Annotated in this window: 13 protein-coding genes and 1 riboswitch; of the genes, 8 read left to right on the forward strand and 5 right to left on the reverse strand. The window is 68.9% G+C overall.

Features of this window, described 5'->3' with window-relative positions:
* Positions 1-16 precede the first annotated feature (16 nt).
* Complete coding sequence (locus tag ABIC25_RS04440; RefSeq protein ID WP_354560145.1) at positions 17-754, forward strand: hypothetical protein; 738 nt, start codon at positions 17-19, stop codon at positions 752-754.
* On the opposite strand, the gene ABIC25_RS04445 is transcribed toward ABIC25_RS04440, so the two are convergent.
* Positions 690-2633: a heavy metal translocating P-type ATPase gene (locus tag ABIC25_RS04445; protein WP_354560147.1), complete on the reverse strand. Its 1944-nt coding sequence runs from the start codon at positions 2631-2633 to the stop codon at positions 690-692. The genes ABIC25_RS04440 and ABIC25_RS04445 overlap by 65 nt on opposite strands.
* 92 nt (positions 2634-2725) lie before the next feature.
* On the opposite strand from ABIC25_RS04445, the gene ABIC25_RS04450 reads away from it, so the two are divergent.
* From ABIC25_RS04450 to ABIC25_RS04465, 4 genes are read left to right on the forward strand one after another with little or no spacing between them, the layout of a single operon-like run.
* Positions 2726-3088, forward strand: coding sequence for an ArsR/SmtB family transcription factor (locus ABIC25_RS04450; RefSeq protein ID WP_004021707.1), 363 nt, complete (start codon positions 2726-2728; stop codon positions 3086-3088).
* A 40-nt stretch (positions 3089-3128) separates the two neighbouring features.
* Positions 3129-3932, forward strand: a complete 804-nt coding sequence (locus ABIC25_RS04455; protein WP_354560149.1) for an enoyl-CoA hydratase — start codon at positions 3129-3131, stop codon at positions 3930-3932.
* Positions 3933-3989: 57 nt separating this feature from the next.
* The gene (locus tag ABIC25_RS04460) at positions 3990-7277 is read left to right on the forward strand and encodes an error-prone DNA polymerase (RefSeq protein WP_354560150.1); all 3288 of its coding nucleotides are present in this window, start codon (positions 3990-3992) and stop codon (positions 7275-7277) included.
* Between the two features lie 28 nt (positions 7278-7305).
* A complete protein-coding gene (locus ABIC25_RS04465; RefSeq protein WP_354560151.1) occupies positions 7306-7533 on the forward strand; it encodes a DUF167 domain-containing protein in 228 nt (75 codons plus the stop codon).
* A gap of 2 nt (positions 7534-7535) precedes the next feature.
* Here the strand turns inward: ABIC25_RS04465 and ABIC25_RS04470 are convergent, their stop codons facing one another.
* Both ABIC25_RS04470 and ABIC25_RS04475 read right to left on the reverse strand, forming a co-directional pair.
* Positions 7536-8000 (reverse strand): tRNA (cytidine(34)-2'-O)-methyltransferase, encoded by a 465-nt coding sequence (locus ABIC25_RS04470; protein WP_033203743.1) that lies wholly within the window; start codon positions 7998-8000, stop codon positions 7536-7538.
* A gap of 55 nt (positions 8001-8055) precedes the next feature.
* Positions 8056-8997, reverse strand: coding sequence for a serine/threonine dehydratase (locus ABIC25_RS04475; RefSeq protein ID WP_354560152.1), 942 nt, complete (start codon positions 8995-8997; stop codon positions 8056-8058).
* A 75-nt stretch (positions 8998-9072) separates the two neighbouring features.
* Between ABIC25_RS04475 and ABIC25_RS04480 the strand changes: the two genes are divergently transcribed.
* The 3 genes from ABIC25_RS04480 (at position 9073) to ABIC25_RS04490 (ending at position 12067) form a co-directional block, all read left to right on the forward strand.
* The gene (locus ABIC25_RS04480; RefSeq protein ID WP_197505665.1) at positions 9073-9948 is read left to right on the forward strand and encodes a bifunctional methylenetetrahydrofolate dehydrogenase/methenyltetrahydrofolate cyclohydrolase; all 876 of its coding nucleotides are present in this window, start codon (positions 9073-9075) and stop codon (positions 9946-9948) included.
* 110 nt (positions 9949-10058) lie between these two features.
* Positions 10059-10322, forward strand: coding sequence for a DUF3017 domain-containing protein (locus ABIC25_RS04485; protein WP_004021699.1), 264 nt, complete (start codon positions 10059-10061; stop codon positions 10320-10322).
* Positions 10323-10489: 167 nt separating this feature from the next.
* Entirely contained in the window at positions 10490-12067 is a 1578-nt protein-coding gene (locus ABIC25_RS04490; protein ID WP_354560154.1) for an Hsp70 family protein, read from the forward strand.
* A gap of 33 nt (positions 12068-12100) precedes the next feature.
* On the opposite strand, the gene metX is transcribed toward ABIC25_RS04490, so the two are convergent.
* Together metX and ABIC25_RS04500 are read right to left on the reverse strand one after the other, a co-directional pair.
* Entirely contained in the window at positions 12101-13255 is a 1155-nt protein-coding gene (gene metX / locus ABIC25_RS04495; protein WP_101819089.1) for a homoserine O-acetyltransferase MetX, read from the reverse strand.
* A 16-nt stretch (positions 13256-13271) separates the two neighbouring features.
* Complete coding sequence (locus ABIC25_RS04500) at positions 13272-14609, reverse strand: bifunctional o-acetylhomoserine/o-acetylserine sulfhydrylase (RefSeq protein ID WP_354560155.1); 1338 nt, start codon at positions 14607-14609, stop codon at positions 13272-13274.
* Positions 14610-14671: 62 nt separating this feature from the next.
* A riboswitch (SAM riboswitch) is annotated at positions 14672-14792 on the reverse strand.
* Between the last annotated feature and the right edge of the window lie 55 nt (positions 14793-14847).

The raw sequence follows: 14847 nt of genomic DNA on the forward strand, positions 1-14847 counted from the left end.
TGAAACGGACTGGCTCATGTACCCCGCTTCTCGCCTCGCACTGCCCCCTAGCTCCGCACTACTCGGTCTCGCAGCGCTCTCCTTCCTGCTGTATCCGTTGCTGCGTGGTTTCGGCCCGGAGGTCGGAGTCGCCGGCGCCCGGCATCTCGGCTCCCCGAGCTGGGTCGCCGCACATGTGGCGGCGATGATCGGATTCGTCGCCCTGGCCATCGCTCTGCGCCGGGGAGCCGACGATCCGCGACGACGGTCGACCGAACTGCTCGCCTGGCTCGCGACCAGTCTGCTCCTCCCGTACTACGGCGCGGAGACGTTCGCGCTCAACGACGTCGGTCAGTGGGTCACCTCGGGTGGTGATCCGGCCGCGATGGCGGTTGCCGACGATTTCCGGATGTCGCCGGTCCCGCTCGTGACCTTTGTCGCCGGATGGGTGCTGCTGGGGTGGGTGGCGGTTCGGATCGTGCGGGACGACGGCCGGGCTGCGTCGCCGCAACGGTGGGGTGTCCGGATGACCGCGATCGGGCTCCTGCTCTTTCTTCCGCAGTTCTTCGCGCCGGGGCCGGTGCGCATCGCGCACGGGATCATCCTGGGTCTCGGTCTCGCGATCTGGGCGATCACCGAAGCCCGGCGCGACGACGGCGTCAGCGCCGCGAACTCGACTGTGCGCCCGAAACCGTCGACTGTGCGTCCGATTACGCCGACTGTGCACCCCGAGACCCCGACCACGCAGAACTTCGGAGCAGACGTGCGCCGTTGAGGGCGACCAGAACGGTGGAACCCTCGTGACCGGCCACGGCCAGGGGGAGAGGCAGGGTTCCGATCAGGTCCCAGGTCACGAGCGCGACGATCACGGTCGCCGCGATGCAGAGGTTGGCGATCACGTAGCGACGGGCGAGGCGTGACAACCGGATCAGTGCGGCGACCGCGGTGAGATCGTCGCGGACGATGATCGCGTCGGCCGTCTGAACTGCGAGATCAGCCCCACGGCGCCCCATCGCGACGCCGGTCCCGGCTGCGATGAGCGCCGGTGCGTCGTTGATCCCGTCGCCGACCACCAGCACGTGCCCGCCCGCCTCGCCGACGACCCGGACCTTGTCTTCCGGCAGGAGGTCGGCGTACATCTCGTCGATGCCGGTCCGGGCGGCGACGTCGGCCGCGACCGACGGGCGGTCGCCGGTCAGCAGGAGGACCGGACCCGACGTGACGTCGCCGATCAGACGTACCGCGTCGGCCGCATTGTCCCGGAGACGGTCGACGAGCTCGACCCGACCGATCTCCACGTCGTCGACGAGCACGCCGACCACGGTGCCGGTCGAGGCGGCGAGCGTGCGCTCGACGGTGATCCGGCGTCCACCGACCGTGCCGGTGACGCCGCGCCCGGGAAGTGCCCGGAAGTCGTCGACCGGTTGAACATCCAGCCCGCGGTCGGCCGCGGCCGTCACGACCGCGCGACCCAGCGGGTGTTCGCTGGGGTGCTCGACCGCTGCGGCGAGTGCCAGTACGTCCGACGGCTCGCGCCCGTCGAGCGCCGTCACGTCGACGACCTGGGGCCGTCCCTCCGTCAGGGTGCCGGTTTTGTCGAAGGCGACGACGGAGGTCCGTCCGACCGACTCCATCACCGCGGCGGACTTGACCAGGACGCCGTGGCGGCCGGCGTTGGCGATCGACGCCAGCAGCGGCGGCATCGTCGACAGGACGACAGCGCAGGGTGAGGCCACGATCATGAACACGATGGCTCGGCGCAGGGCCTCATCGAAGGCGCTGTCGGACAACAGCATCGGGATACCCAGCACCAGAAGTGTGGCGACCACGACGATGGCGGAGTATGCCTGCTCGACCTTCTCGATGAAGAGCTGGGTCGGCGCCTTCGTCTCGGAGGCCTCGGCGACGAGTGTCGCGATGCGCGCGATCACCGACTCCGACGCCGGAAGTGATACTTCGACGATCAAGGCGCCGGTGCCGTTGACGGTGCCGGAGAGCACCTCGTCACCGGCCTCGCGCACGATGGGTACCGACTCGCCGGTCACCGCCTGCTGGTCGACCTCGCTCCGGCCGCGGACGACCACTCCGTCGGCGCCGATCCGTTCACCGGGTCGGACGAGGATCTGTTGTCCCACGTCGAGGTCGCGACAGTCGATCTCGTGTGTCGTGCCGTCGGCTGCGTAGCGGGTGGCCCGCTCGGGGGCCAGCCCGAGCAGCGCGGTCACCGAGTCGGCGGTGCGCTGGGTGACGACGACCTCCAGTGCGCCCGAGGTCGCGAAGATCACGATCAGCAGCGCGCCGTCGACGACCTGTCCGATCGACGCGGCCGCGATGGCGGCGACGATCATCAGCAGATCGACGTCGAGTCGTCGCTGCCGGAGTTCCTGCAGGCCGGACCGGGTCGGTTCCCACCCGCCGCTCAGGTAGCACGCGAGAAACACGGTCCACCACGACCATTCGGGCGCGTTGCCGAGTTGGAGCAACCACCCCGCGAGGAACAGAGCCAGCGCGATACCCGCTCGGCGCACCTCGGGCAGGCGGAGCCCGGTCCGGATCAACGACGGCGGGACGACGCTCCCGCGTTCGGCTCGCTGTCCCGGTGCATCGTCAGGTGCCGCGCGTTCCGTCGTGTCGGTCGCTCTCGTCGCGCCCATCGTGTCTCCCGTCTGCCGCCGACCAGATCCTGACAGTAACAGTTCATATGAAGATATATTCATGTGAAGGGCAACCGGTAGCATCTCGCTGCATGGGACACGGCATCGACGAGGGGATGCGGCCGGCTGCGCGGCTCGACCCGGAGTCGGCTGTGCATGTCGCCACCACGCTGCAGGCGCTCGCTACCCCGAGCCGATTGCTGATCCTCACCGCGTTGCGCTCCGGTCCGCGTTCGGTCACCGATCTCGCCGACGCCGTGGGCATGGAGCAGTCCGCGGTCTCCCATCAGCTCCGGTTGCTCCGGAATCTCGGACTGGTCACCGGCACGCGATCGGGTCGGTCGATCAGTTACAGCCTGTACGACAGTCATGTGGCCCAGCTGCTCGACGAGGCCGTCTACCACAGTGAACACCTGCGGCTCGGGCTCGCCGAGCGTCCGCCGTCGGCGGGTTGACCCCGGCGCCACGCGCAGGCGACGAACCGAAAGGCAGCGCATGAGCAGTGATCAGACGTCCACGCCGGTCGAACCGCCTCTGTTGATCGAGCAATCCGGAAGAGTGCGGACGCTCGTCCTCAACCGTCCGGAGGTCCGGAATGCGCTCAGTTCCGGCCTGATCGACGCTCTCCGAACCGAGCTGGCGAACGCGGATCACGCCGATGACGTCGACGTCGTCATCCTCACCGGCGCGGGGTCGGCATTCTGTGCCGGCCTGGACCTGGCCGAGTTGGGCTCGTCGACCGAGAGTGCTCGACTGCTCGATCATGCGGACGTACCTGTCGGGCATCCGTGGCGCCCCATCTCGAAGCCGATCATCGGCGCCGTCAACGGCGTTGCGGCCACCGGTGGTCTGGAGTTCGCCCTCGCGTGCGATGTACTGATCGCGTCCGAACGGGCTCGCTTCGTCGACACCCATTCACGGGTCGGGGTGTTGCCGGGCTGGGGGCTGACATCCCGATTGCCGGAGGCGGTCGGCCGGGGTTTCGCGCGCCGCATGAGCTTGTCCGGGGAGTTCGTCGATGCCCAGACGGCGCTGCGGGTCGGTTTGGTGACCGAGGTGGTGGCCCATGATCAGCTGATGGCCTCGGCGATGGACCTCGCGGTGTCCATCGCCGGGAGTGACCAGCTCGCGGTGCGGACCATGCTCGACTCGCACCGGCGTGCCGAGGATCATCTCGTCGGTCCGGCGCTCGATGCGGAGCACTCCACCTCGGTGGAATGGATGGCGGGTTTCGACCCTGCTCGGGTGGCCGACCGTCGGTCCGGCATCGTCGAGCGTGGCCGGGTCAACAACAGCTGATCGACGGGGGCGGCAGTCCCGCTGTCGTATCGAACTCATGTTCGATAAACTCTGTGAGTGGGCTGGGATCAAGGGCCTCCGACATGGTCGGAGATGGAGCGGGTGCTCGCGGGCCGAGCGCCCGGGAACGCCGACCGGCCAGGCACCGAATTCGGCCCGGATCTCAGCGAATGGGCACCGTTTCCCGGCGACGGGGGTGACAGTCCGGCGTGGTCGCGCAAGCGCGGCGCCTATCAGGCCGAGGACATCTCCCGTGGTTCCTCGGCGGTGTCCTACGCCGAACTCCACGCGCACAGTTCGTACAGCTTCCTCGACGGTGCGTCGATGCCGGAAGAGCTGGTCGAGGAGGCGCAACGACTCGGTCTCCGCGCCCTGGCCGTCACCGATCACGACGGGTTCTACGGCATCGTGCGCTTCGCCGAGGCGGCCCGCGAGTTCGAGATGCCGACCGTCTTCGGCGCCGAGTTGTCGCTGGAGCCCGACGTCGCTCGGACGGGTCAGAACGATCCGCCGGGAGAGCATCTGCTGGTCCTCGCCCGGGACGGTGAGGGCTATCGGCGCCTGTCCCGGACCATCGCCGCCGCGCACATGGTCGCCGGGGAGAAGGGGCTGCTCCGCTACGACCGCGACACCCTGGCCGGTGCCGGTGGCGGGCACTGGCTCATCCTCACCGGGTGCCGGAAGGGTGCTCTGCGACGCGCCCTCGATCGCGGCGGCATCCCGGCCGCCGAGCAGGCGCTGCGGGAACTGATCGAGACCTACGGCCACGGCAACGTCGTCGTCGAGCTGACCGCGCAGGGCATGGCCGACGACGACGAACGCAATGCGGTGCTCGCCGGCCTCGCCGCCGGTGCGGGCGTGCCGACCGTCGCCACCACCGGCGCCCATTTCGCCGCGCCGCGACGCCGGCGGCTGGCGATGGCGATGGCCGCCGTTCGGGCCCGCACCGACATCGACACCATCTCGGGGTGGATGCCCGGGGTCGCCGGAGCGCACCTGCGCAGCGGTGACGAGATGGCCCGGCTGCTGCCCGCGCATCCCGATGCCATCGACAACGCGGTGGGCATCGCCGCGGACTGCGCATTCCATCTGGGCCTCATCGCGCCGCAGTTGCCGCCGTTCGACGTTCCCGACGGTCACACCGAGGCGAGCTGGCTGCGCGAACTCACCATGACCCGGGCACGCCGTCGCTACGGCACACCGGCCGAACATCCGCAGGCCTACCGGCAGATCGAGCACGAACTCGCCATCATCGAGACGCTCACGTTCCCCGGTTACTTCCTCGTCGTCGCCGACATCGTCGACTACTGCAAGGACAACGACATCCTGTGCCAGGGTCGGGGGAGCGCGGCCAACTCGGCCGTCTGCTACGCCCTCGGCATCACCAACGTCGACCCGGTCGCCAACACGCTGCTCTTCGAACGGTTCCTGGCCCCCGAGCGCGACGGGCCGCCCGACATCGACATCGACATCGAATCCGACCGACGCGAGGAGGCCATCCAGTACGTCTACCGCCGCTACACCCGGGAGCGCAGCGCGCAGGTCGCCAACGTCATCACCTACCGAGGGAAGTCGGCGATCCGGGACATGGCCCGGGCGCTCGGCTATGCGCCGGGCCAGCAGGACGCCTGGGCCAAGATGCCCGACACGGCACCGACCGACGTCGCCGAGCTGGCCGGCGAGATCCTCGGGATGCCACGGCATCTGGGTATCCACTCCGGCGGCATGGTGATCTGCGACCGGCCGATCGCCGATGTCTGCCCCACGGAGTGGGCGCGGATGGAGAACCGCAGCGTCCTGCAGTGGGACAAGGACGACTGCGCCGCCATCGGGCTGGTCAAGTTCGACATGCTGGGCCTCGGCATGCTCTCCGCGCTGCACTACGCGATCGATCTGGTCGCCGAACACAAGGGGGTCGACGTCGACCTGGCCACCCTCGACCTCGGTGAACCGGCAGTGTACGAGATGCTCTGTCGCGCAGACTCGGTCGGCGTGTTCCAGGTGGAGTCACGTGCGCAGATGGCCACGCTCCCGCGGTTGAAGCCGCGCTGCTTCTACGACCTCGTCGTCGAGGTGGCACTGATCCGTCCCGGCCCCATCCAGGGCGGCTCGGTGCATCCGTTCATCAAGCGGCGCAACGGGGAAGAGCCGGTGACGGTCGAGCATCCGTCGATGAGCAAGGCGCTCGAACGCACCCTGGGAGTGCCGCTGTTCCAGGAACAGCTGATGCAGCTGGCCGTCGACGTGGCCGGCTTCGACGCCTCCGAGGCAGATCAGCTGCGCCGGGCGATGGGATCCAAGCGGTCGCCGGAGAAGATGGAACGTCTGCGGCAACGCTTCTACGAGGGGATGGAGAACCTGCACGGCATCACCGGGGACATCGCCGACCGCATCTTCGAGAAGATGGCAGCGTTCGCCAATTTCGGTTTCCCGGAGAGTCATTCGCAGAGTTTCGCGTCACTGGTGTTCTACTCGTCGTGGTTCAAGCTGCATCATCCGGCGGCATTCTGCGCCGCGTTGCTGCGGGCTCAGCCGATGGGCTTCTACTCGCCGCAGACCCTGGTTGCCGACGCCCGGCGACACGGCGTCACGATCCATCGTCCCGACATCAATGCCTCACTCGCGCACGCCACCCTGGAGAACGATGGTCTCGACGTCCGGTTGGGTCTCGACGGGGTGCGCGGGGTCGGGGAGGAGGCGGCGCAGCGCATCGTCGAACGGCGGTCCGACGGCCCGTACCTCGACATCACCGATCTCTCTCGCCGCGCCGGGCTGACGACCAAGGAACTCGAGGGGCTCGCCGGCGCCGGCGCCTTCGACGGGTTCGGCCTCAGCCGGCGACAGGCCCTGTGGGAGGCGGGGGCCGCCGCGACGGTGCGTGACGATCAGTTGGCCCTGGAGTCGGCGCAGGCGACCCCCACACTCCCGGGACTGTCCGACGTCGAACTCGCGGCCACCGACGCCTGGGCCACCGGGATCACACCCACGTCGTACCCGACACAGTTCCTGCGCCCCCGGCTCGACGCGATGGGCGTGCTGGCCGCCGACCGACTGCTGTCGGTGCCCGACGGTTCGCGGGTGCTGATCGGTGGTGCGGTGACCCACCGCCAACGACCCGCCACCGCGTCCGGGGTGACCTTCATCAACCTCGAGGACGAGACCGGGATGGTCAACGTGGTGTGCTCGGTCGGCCTGTGGGCGCGGTACCGTGTACTCGCCCAGACGGCGCCCGCACTGCTGGTCCGCGGACGGGTGCAGAACGCCGAAGGTGCTGTGACCGTCGTCGCAGATCGTCTGCAACGCATGGATCTTCGGGTGGGAAGCAGATCCAGGGACTGGCAGTAGTGCTCGAGCAGAATCAGGGAAAGAGTCGATGCCGCAACAGGTCGTGGTGACCGTCAAACCGAAGAGCAGCAAGGGCCCGTTGGTCGAGACGGGGCCCGACGGCGCGATCATCGTCTACGTCCGCGAGCCTGCAACGGAGGGCCGGGCGAACAAGGCCGTCTCCGAACTGCTCGCCGCTCACCTCGGGGTTCCGAACAGCAGGATCGCGCTCATCGGCGGCGCCACGGCACGAACCAAGCGCTATCGCGTCGGCTGATCCTAGACAGCACCGGAAAAGCCGTGCTGCCGCCACGCCTCGTACACCACGATGCTCGCGGCGTTGGCCAGGTTGTGGGAACGACGACCGGCGAGCATGGGGATGCGCACCCGGTCGGTGACCTCGGGTTCGTCGAGGACCTCCGCGGGCAACCCGGTCGGTTCCGGGCCGAACAGCAGCACGTCACCGGGCCGGTAGTCGACGTCGGTGTGGTACCGCTCGGCGTGGGCGGTGAACGCGAACACCCGCTCCGGCTTCAGCGTCGTCCAGGCGGTCACCAGGTTGGGATGAACCGTGACATTGGCCATCTCGTGGTAGTCGAGTCCCGCGCGTTTCACCTGCGCGTCGGACATGGAGAAACCGAGCGGTTCGATGAGGTGGAGTTCGCACCCCGTATTGGCGGCCAGCCGGATCGCATTGCCCGTGTTCGGCGGGATGCACGGCTGGTAGAACATGATTCGGAACATGATGGTGTCAGCGTAGTCGGTGCCGTACGAAGCGTATTCCACTCGATCCCGCCCCTCACACCGCCAACGCGGTGTTGGCCCCGCACAGCACGATGCACAGCGTCGAATCCGGTTGCGGCCGAATCTGTCCCGAGGTCACACCGGCGACGGCCGTGGCGGTGCCGTGTTCGACGAGGATGCGATGGGAGTCCCAGAGCATCCGTCGCGCCGCGATGATCTGGTCGTCGGTCACGATGATGCTGCGGACGGCGGGGTTCTCGGCGACGGCGTTCCAGCACAGGTCGCCGACCCGGGTCGCGCCGAGAGAGTCGGCGGCCACGCTCTCCAGTTCGACGGGCACGGGCGTCCCTGCGGCGAGTGCCTGGTGCAGGCACGAGGCACCGAGCGGTTCGACGCCGACGAGGTGATCGCCCGGGCGTAGCGTCGCGGCGAGGCCGGCCAGAAGTCCGCCACCGCCGACACAGACGACGGTCGTGAGTGGCCCGGGCACGTCGTCGATGAGCTCGAGACCGATCGTGCCCGCGCCGGCGACGATGTCCGGGAGATCGTAGGCGTGGAGCGCCAGTGCGCCCGTCTGGTCTGCGAGCTCCTCGGCCGCATCGGCGGCCTCGGAGTAGCGCCGTCCGATGAGATGCACCCGCGCACCCGCGGCACGGAGGGCGTCGATCTTGACCGGCGGTGCCGTCTCGGGGATGACCACGGTGACCGGGACGCCGACGATCCGCGCCGCTACCGTCGCGCCGATCGCGGCATTGCCGCCGGAGGCGACGAGCACACCGGCGTCGGTCAGAATCCCCTGGTCGCGGGCATGCAGGGTCGCCCACAGACTGCCTCGCGGTTTGAAACACCCGCCGAGCTGGGTGTACTCGAGTTTGAGGACCACGTCGACCGGGCCGTCGACGGTGTCGATGACCGTGCGCAGCGTCGGCGTGCGTCGGAGATGGGGACTGATCGCCGCGCAGGCGAGGTCGACGTCGACGGGCACCACGGTCACCACCCCGACCCTAGTGGTGCAGGACCCATCCGTCCGTCGATGACGGATTACCCGGGCACGAGTGGAAGAATGTCGGGCGTGACCGCGATACGACTCGATGGGAAGACCACGCGCGACGAGATCTTCGCTGATCTGGCCGAACGGGTGGAGAAGCTCCGGCTGGCGGGTGTCACCCCTGGTCTCGGCACCGTTCTGGTCGGCGATGACCCGGGTTCGCACTCCTACGTCAAGGGCAAGCACGCCGACTGCGCGCGCATCGGCGTCGCCTCGATCCGCAAGGATCTCCCGGCCGACGCCACGACCGAACAGCTCAACGCCGCGATCGACGAACTCAACGCGGACCCGGCCTGCACCGGCTACATCGTGCAGTTGCCGCTGCCCCGGCACCTCGACGAGAACGCCGCGCTCGAGCGGATCGATCCGCTCAAGGACGCCGACGGACTCCACCCGATCAATCTCGGGCGGCTGGTCCTGGGCAAGGAATCGACGCTGCCCTGCACCCCGCGCGGCGTCATCCACCTGCTGCGCCGCTACGACGTCCCGCTGGCCGGAGCCCGGGTCACCGTCGTCGGGCGCGGCGTCACCATCGGCAGGCCCATCGGTCTGCTCCTCACCCGCCGCAGCGAGAACGCCACGGTCACCCTGTGCCACACCGGGACCACCGATCTCGCGTCCGAGATCGAACGCGCCGACATCGTGGTCGCCGCCGCGGGTGTGCCGCACCTCATCACCGCGGACATGGTCAAGCCAGGTGCCGCGGTGGTCGACGTGGGGGTCAGCCGCACCGACGAGGGTCGTCTCGTCGGCGACGTACATCCCGACGTCTGGGACGTCGCCGGCCACGTGTCACCGAACCCCGGCGGCGTGGGACCGCTGACGCGAGCGTTCCTGCTCGTCAACGTCGTCGAACGCGCGGAGCAGACGCTCGCCTCCGGGGGTGGCGGCGACGCGTGACCCGAGACGAGCGCCCGAGTGAGTCCGCTCACTCCCAGCCGCGTGGTGTCGACAACTCCCGCCCGGGAGGCCGGACCCGCGCTTCCGCCGACCGCACCCGCCTTCGGGAGATGCTCGTCCAACTCCCGTATCTGCTGGTGATGGTGGGTGTGCTCGTCGCGGCACTGCTCGTGATGTTCGATCGCTGGCGGCGTGGGTCGTTCGTCTTCGGGGCGGCGCTCCTCGTCGGCGCCGTGCTACGAGCGTTCATTCCCTCGTCGCAAGCCGGGTTGCTGCAGGTCAGGGGTAAGACGTTCGACGTCACGGTGATGGCGACGGTCGGCGGTGTGATGCTGTGGCTGGCGGCGTCGATCGACTCTTTGGGCACGGATTGATTACAATAGAGACCTGAGCGTGACCTGACGGCCAGTCGTCCGCTCGACCAGGCACTTTCCGCTGCCCTGCCGCAGACGCACCGACCGCTGGAGTTTGTATCACTGCATCACCAACCGACGACACCGTGAGCGAAGTGACGTCCATGGGCGTGTCAGCAGGTGCTGGCATGATCCACTACGTCCTCCTGACGCGTGACGATCTCGGGCGCAGTGTGGTCGACTCACGCGTCATCGACGTCGACCCCACCGACGGTCTCGATGCCGCCGGTCGCGTCAACGCCGGGATCGACGTGATGCTGACCGCGGCCCGCGAGTCCGCGACGAGGGTGGGACCCATCGGGGTGGCCGCACGCACGGGCAGTCAGCGCCGACAACTGCGTTCGAGGGGCAGCGGCCCCCGCCGCCAGGTTCGCCTCGCCGGCGAGGACGAGGCCGTTCTGGCCTACCTCGCCGACACCGGGGAGGTCGACCGCTTCACCGCCGCGGTCGTCGTCGACTGCGGCGACACCGGTATGTCTCTCTACACCGTCGACCCCCGCGAGGGCCGGATCGGCAATCCCGAACACTCGACGGTTCTGAGCGGCCGTCGCCTGGACCGATCCATCGTCGACCAGCTGACCGCGGACAACCCGGCCCTCGGTGAAGCCGGCCGCACCCGGGCCGATCGCAGCGAGTTGCGCAGCGCCTGCCGGACCGCGAAGGAAGAGATCGCCTACGGCGGGACGTCGTCCGCGGCCGAGTCCGTGGTGGCGGTCTCGGCGGGCGCGGGGCGCGTGACGCTGTCGGCGGCGCATGTCGAGCAGGCGATCGAGCCGATGATCCGGGACGCGAGAGAGGTGTTCACCCGGTACATCGACGCCGCACGATCGCGCGGCGTACGGCCGGACGCAGTGATCTTCATCGGCGGCCTCGCCAACCTTCCCGCGGTGCGCACGATCGCATCTGGGCATGATCTGGAAGTTGTCGGTCCGACCGCTCCGGAATTGGTCGTGGCCACCGGCGCAGCCCTGCTTGCGCTCCAGAGTTATTCGGGCGCAGCGCGTCTGGCGTTCATCGGCGGAAAACCGCAACGTGAGTGGCTCTCCGCGACACCCATCGCGGTCGCCGGAGCCGTCATCGCCGCCACGCTCATGACGATCTACGCGGTGAGCTCGTCATTCGCGGATCGTCCGGCCGTTGATCCGCAGCCCTCGGTCAGCAGCAGCGTGCCACCGGCCGCGGCAACCAGTGACAGCGACCCGCCGGTCGCCCCGAGGCCCCCCTCGCAGCCGATCACCCGGATTCCGGATGAGCCCGTCGAGCCGACCGTCGTGGCCCCTGTCCCGACCCAACAGCCCATGCCGCAGACCGGCTGGAACGATCCGCCGGCCTGGGCGACCACGGAGTTGCCGCCGACGCGCCCGTCGACGAGCACCAGCACCCGCACGCTGTCGCCGTTCCCGTGGCCGGAGTTGCCGTTCCCGCCCGGATCGACGCCGACGATCCCGCCGGAACTGTTGCCGCCGGGTTTCCTCCCGCCGAGCGCCGCGCCCACGCCGCCGCCTCCGACGTATACGACGCCGACGCCGGAGTCTCCGCGCACCGGTTCGGCACGGCCGAGCAGCACGCGCGCCCAGGGGGCGACCCAGGCGCCGTCGGTGCCCGACTCAGGGCAGCCCGCTGATCGGGGCGGGGAGTCGGCACCGCAGATCCCGCCGTCGCCTCAGCCCAGCAGTCCGGTGCCCACGGTTCCCGCGCCGCGCTGACGAGAGGTCGCCGACGGCCGGATCGGGACGCCCTCAGGCGTCGCGTCGCGCGAGTTCGACTGTGCGCTTGAGCAGATCGCTGATGGCGTCGAACTCGGTCAGGAAGCCGTCGTGACCGGTGTCGGAGTGGACGACCTGGAGGCCGCCGACGCAGTTGCCCAGCTCCTCGGCGAGTTCGACCTGGAGCCGGATCGGGTAGAGGCGGTCGGAGTCGATTCCCCCGACGATCACCGGAACGGTGCATGCGTTGAGCGCCTTGGCGACTCCGCCGCGACCGCGCCCGACATCGTGATGGTTGAGGACCTCGGTGAGGACGACGTAGCTCGCCGGGTCGAAGCGCGACATCAGCTTCGACGCCTGATGGTCGAGGTAGCTCTGCACCGCGTAGCGCCCGCCGGTCAGCGGATTCTCGTCGCCCTGGGCGTCGTTCGCGAATCGGCTGTCGAGCTCGGGCTCGCTGCGGTACATGAGATGGGCGATTCGACGAGCGATTCCCATGCCCTGCAACGGGGTTCGTCCAGTGCCGTGATAGTCGCCACCGCGCCAGTCCGGGTCGGCCTTGATCGCGGCGATCTGAGCGGACTGGATACCGATCTGGTCCGCGGTCGCGCGGGCGCCGACGGCGAGGACGAGTGCACTGCGCACCCGGTCGGGGTACTCGATGACCCACTCGAGGGCGCGCGCGCCACCCATCGACCCGCCGAGAACCGCACCGACGCTGGTGATTCCGAGGCGATCGAGGAGTGCCACCTCGGCGCGGACCTGGTCGAGGACGGTGATCTGCGGGAAACGCGAACCCCACGGACGGCCGTCGGGGGCGATGGAACCCGGGCCGGTGGACCCCTTGCATCCCCCGAGGACGTTGGCGGAGATGACGCACCACTCGTCGGTGTCGATGGCCTGCCCGGGCCCGATCAACCCGTCCCACCATCCGGCCGAGTCGTGGTCGGCGTCGGCGGGGCCGGTGACATGCGAGTCACCCGTCAGCGCATGAAGAGTGAGGATCACGTTGTCGCGGGACGGCGACAACGTCCCCCAGCGCTGGAACGCCAGGGTGACGTCGTCGATCCGTGCTCCGCTGTCGAGAGGCAGCGATCCGATCGGGATGCCGACGAGTTCCCCGTCCGGGAGAGACTCCCAATCGGGCTGATCAGACGCTGTCGCGTTCAGGTCGATACTCACCGACAAAGCTGCCTCACCTGTTTCACTTGGCCGCCGCGAATCCCTGTTCGAGGTCGGCCAGGATGTCGTCGATTCCCTCGATGCCCACGGCCAGTCGGACCAGTCCGGGGGTCACGCCCGCGGCGAGTTGCTCCTCGGGGGTCAACTGACTGTGCGTGGTCGAGGCCGGGTGGATCACCAGCGAGCGCACGTCGCCGATGTTGGCGACGTGGCTGTGCAGGCTGAGCGCGTCGACGAACCTCTTGCCGGCGTCGACGCCGCCGGTGATCTCGAAGGCGATGATCGCGCCCTGACCCTTGGGGGCCAGTTCCTGGCCGCGCTTGTACCAGGGGGAGGACTCCAGGCCGGCGTACGCCACCGACTCGACCTGGCCGTGGCCCTCGAGGAAGGCGGCGACCTTCTGCGCGTTGGCGACATGGCGCTCGATGCGCAGGCTCAGGGTCTCCAGGCCCTGCGCGAGGAGGAACGCGTTGAACGGTGCGATGGCCGCACCCGTGTCACGCAGCCACTGCACGCGGGCCTTGAGTGCGAACGCGGGCGCCCCGAGGTCGGCGAAGACCGCGCCGTGGTAGCTGGGGTCCGGGGTGGTGAAACCGGGGAACAGGTCTTTCCCGTCGCGCTGGACACGCCAGTCGAAGGTCCCGCCGTCGACGATGACGCCGCCGATCGCCGTGCCGTGGCCGCCGATGTACTTGGTGGCCGAATGCACGACGATGTCGGCCCCGTGGGCCAGCGGATTGATCAGGTACGGCGTGGCGACCGTGTTGTCGATGATCAGCGGTACGCCGTTGCGGTGGGCGACCTCCGAGATGCCGGGGATGTCCAGGATCTCGTTGTTGGGGTTGGAGATCGACTCACCGAAGAACGCGCGGGTGTTGTCCTTGACCGCGGCCTGCCACGACGCCGGATCCTCGGGATCGTCGACGAACGTGACCTCGACGCCCAGCTTCGGCAGCGTGTAATTGAAGAGATTGAAGGTGCCGCCGTACAGGCGCGGGCTCGACACCACGTGGCCGCCGGTCTCGACGATGTTGAGGATCGCGTAGGTCTCCGCGGCCTGGCCTGATGCCACGAGCAGCGCGGCGACGCCACCCTCGAGTGCGGCGATCCGCTGCTCGACGGCATCCTGGGTCGGATTCATGATGCGGGTGTAGATGTTGCCCGGCTCGGCGAGCCCGAAGAGGTTCGCGGCGTGCTGTGTGTCGTTGAAGACGTACGACGTCGTCTGGTAGATCGGCAGCGCCCGCGCGTTCGTCACCGCATCGGCGGCCTGTCCGGCGTGGATCTGCTTGGTCTCGAAGCTCCAGTTGTCCACTGGGGAGGTGCCGTCGGCGGAAGTGCCGTCAGGGGCATCAGACATGGCGATTGATCACTTTCTACGGTCGGCAGGGCCAACTCGACCCTGGTGGGGTCCGACCTTCGGACCCGCGCTTGCCGGGGATCGTCGCTGCGATCCCACAACCCGGTCATCACCCGGAGCACCCCACCGCGGATGGAGGGTTGCCGATCAGCCAGCCGGGGCTTGACGCTGATGCTCATGACCTGGCGACAAGGATATAACACGGATGTGAGTGCCGGAGAACCGTCCCGGTCAGGCC

Origin of the sequence: Gordonia sp. PvP123, from assembly GCF_040547295.1 — a bacterium.
Taxonomy (GTDB): Bacteria; Actinomycetota; Actinomycetes; order Mycobacteriales; family Mycobacteriaceae; genus Gordonia; species Gordonia terrae.

What these genes read in the sequence shown, in the direction of transcription:
- ABIC25_RS04445 (WP_354560147.1), bottom strand. Translation starts at nt 2,633, where the DNA reads ATGGGCGCGACGAGAGCGACCGACACGACGGAACGCGCGGCACCTGAC.
- ABIC25_RS04440 (WP_354560145.1), top strand. Translation starts at nt 17, where the DNA reads ATGTACCCCGCTTCTCGCCTCGCACTGCCCCCTAGCTCCGCACTACTC.
- ABIC25_RS04450 (WP_004021707.1), top strand. Translation starts at nt 2,726, where the DNA reads ATGGGACACGGCATCGACGAGGGGATGCGGCCGGCTGCGCGGCTCGAC.
- ABIC25_RS04465 (WP_354560151.1), top strand. Translation starts at nt 7,306, where the DNA reads ATGCCGCAACAGGTCGTGGTGACCGTCAAACCGAAGAGCAGCAAGGGC.
- ABIC25_RS04485 (WP_004021699.1), top strand. Translation starts at nt 10,059, where the DNA reads ATGCTCGTCCAACTCCCGTATCTGCTGGTGATGGTGGGTGTGCTCGTC.
- ABIC25_RS04470 (WP_033203743.1), bottom strand. Translation starts at nt 8,000, where the DNA reads ATGTTCCGAATCATGTTCTACCAGCCGTGCATCCCGCCGAACACGGGC.
- ABIC25_RS04455 (WP_354560149.1), top strand. Translation starts at nt 3,129, where the DNA reads ATGAGCAGTGATCAGACGTCCACGCCGGTCGAACCGCCTCTGTTGATC.
- ABIC25_RS04490 (WP_354560154.1), top strand. Translation starts at nt 10,490, where the DNA reads ATGATCCACTACGTCCTCCTGACGCGTGACGATCTCGGGCGCAGTGTG.
- ABIC25_RS04500 (WP_354560155.1), bottom strand. Translation starts at nt 14,609, where the DNA reads ATGTCTGATGCCCCTGACGGCACTTCCGCCGACGGCACCTCCCCAGTG.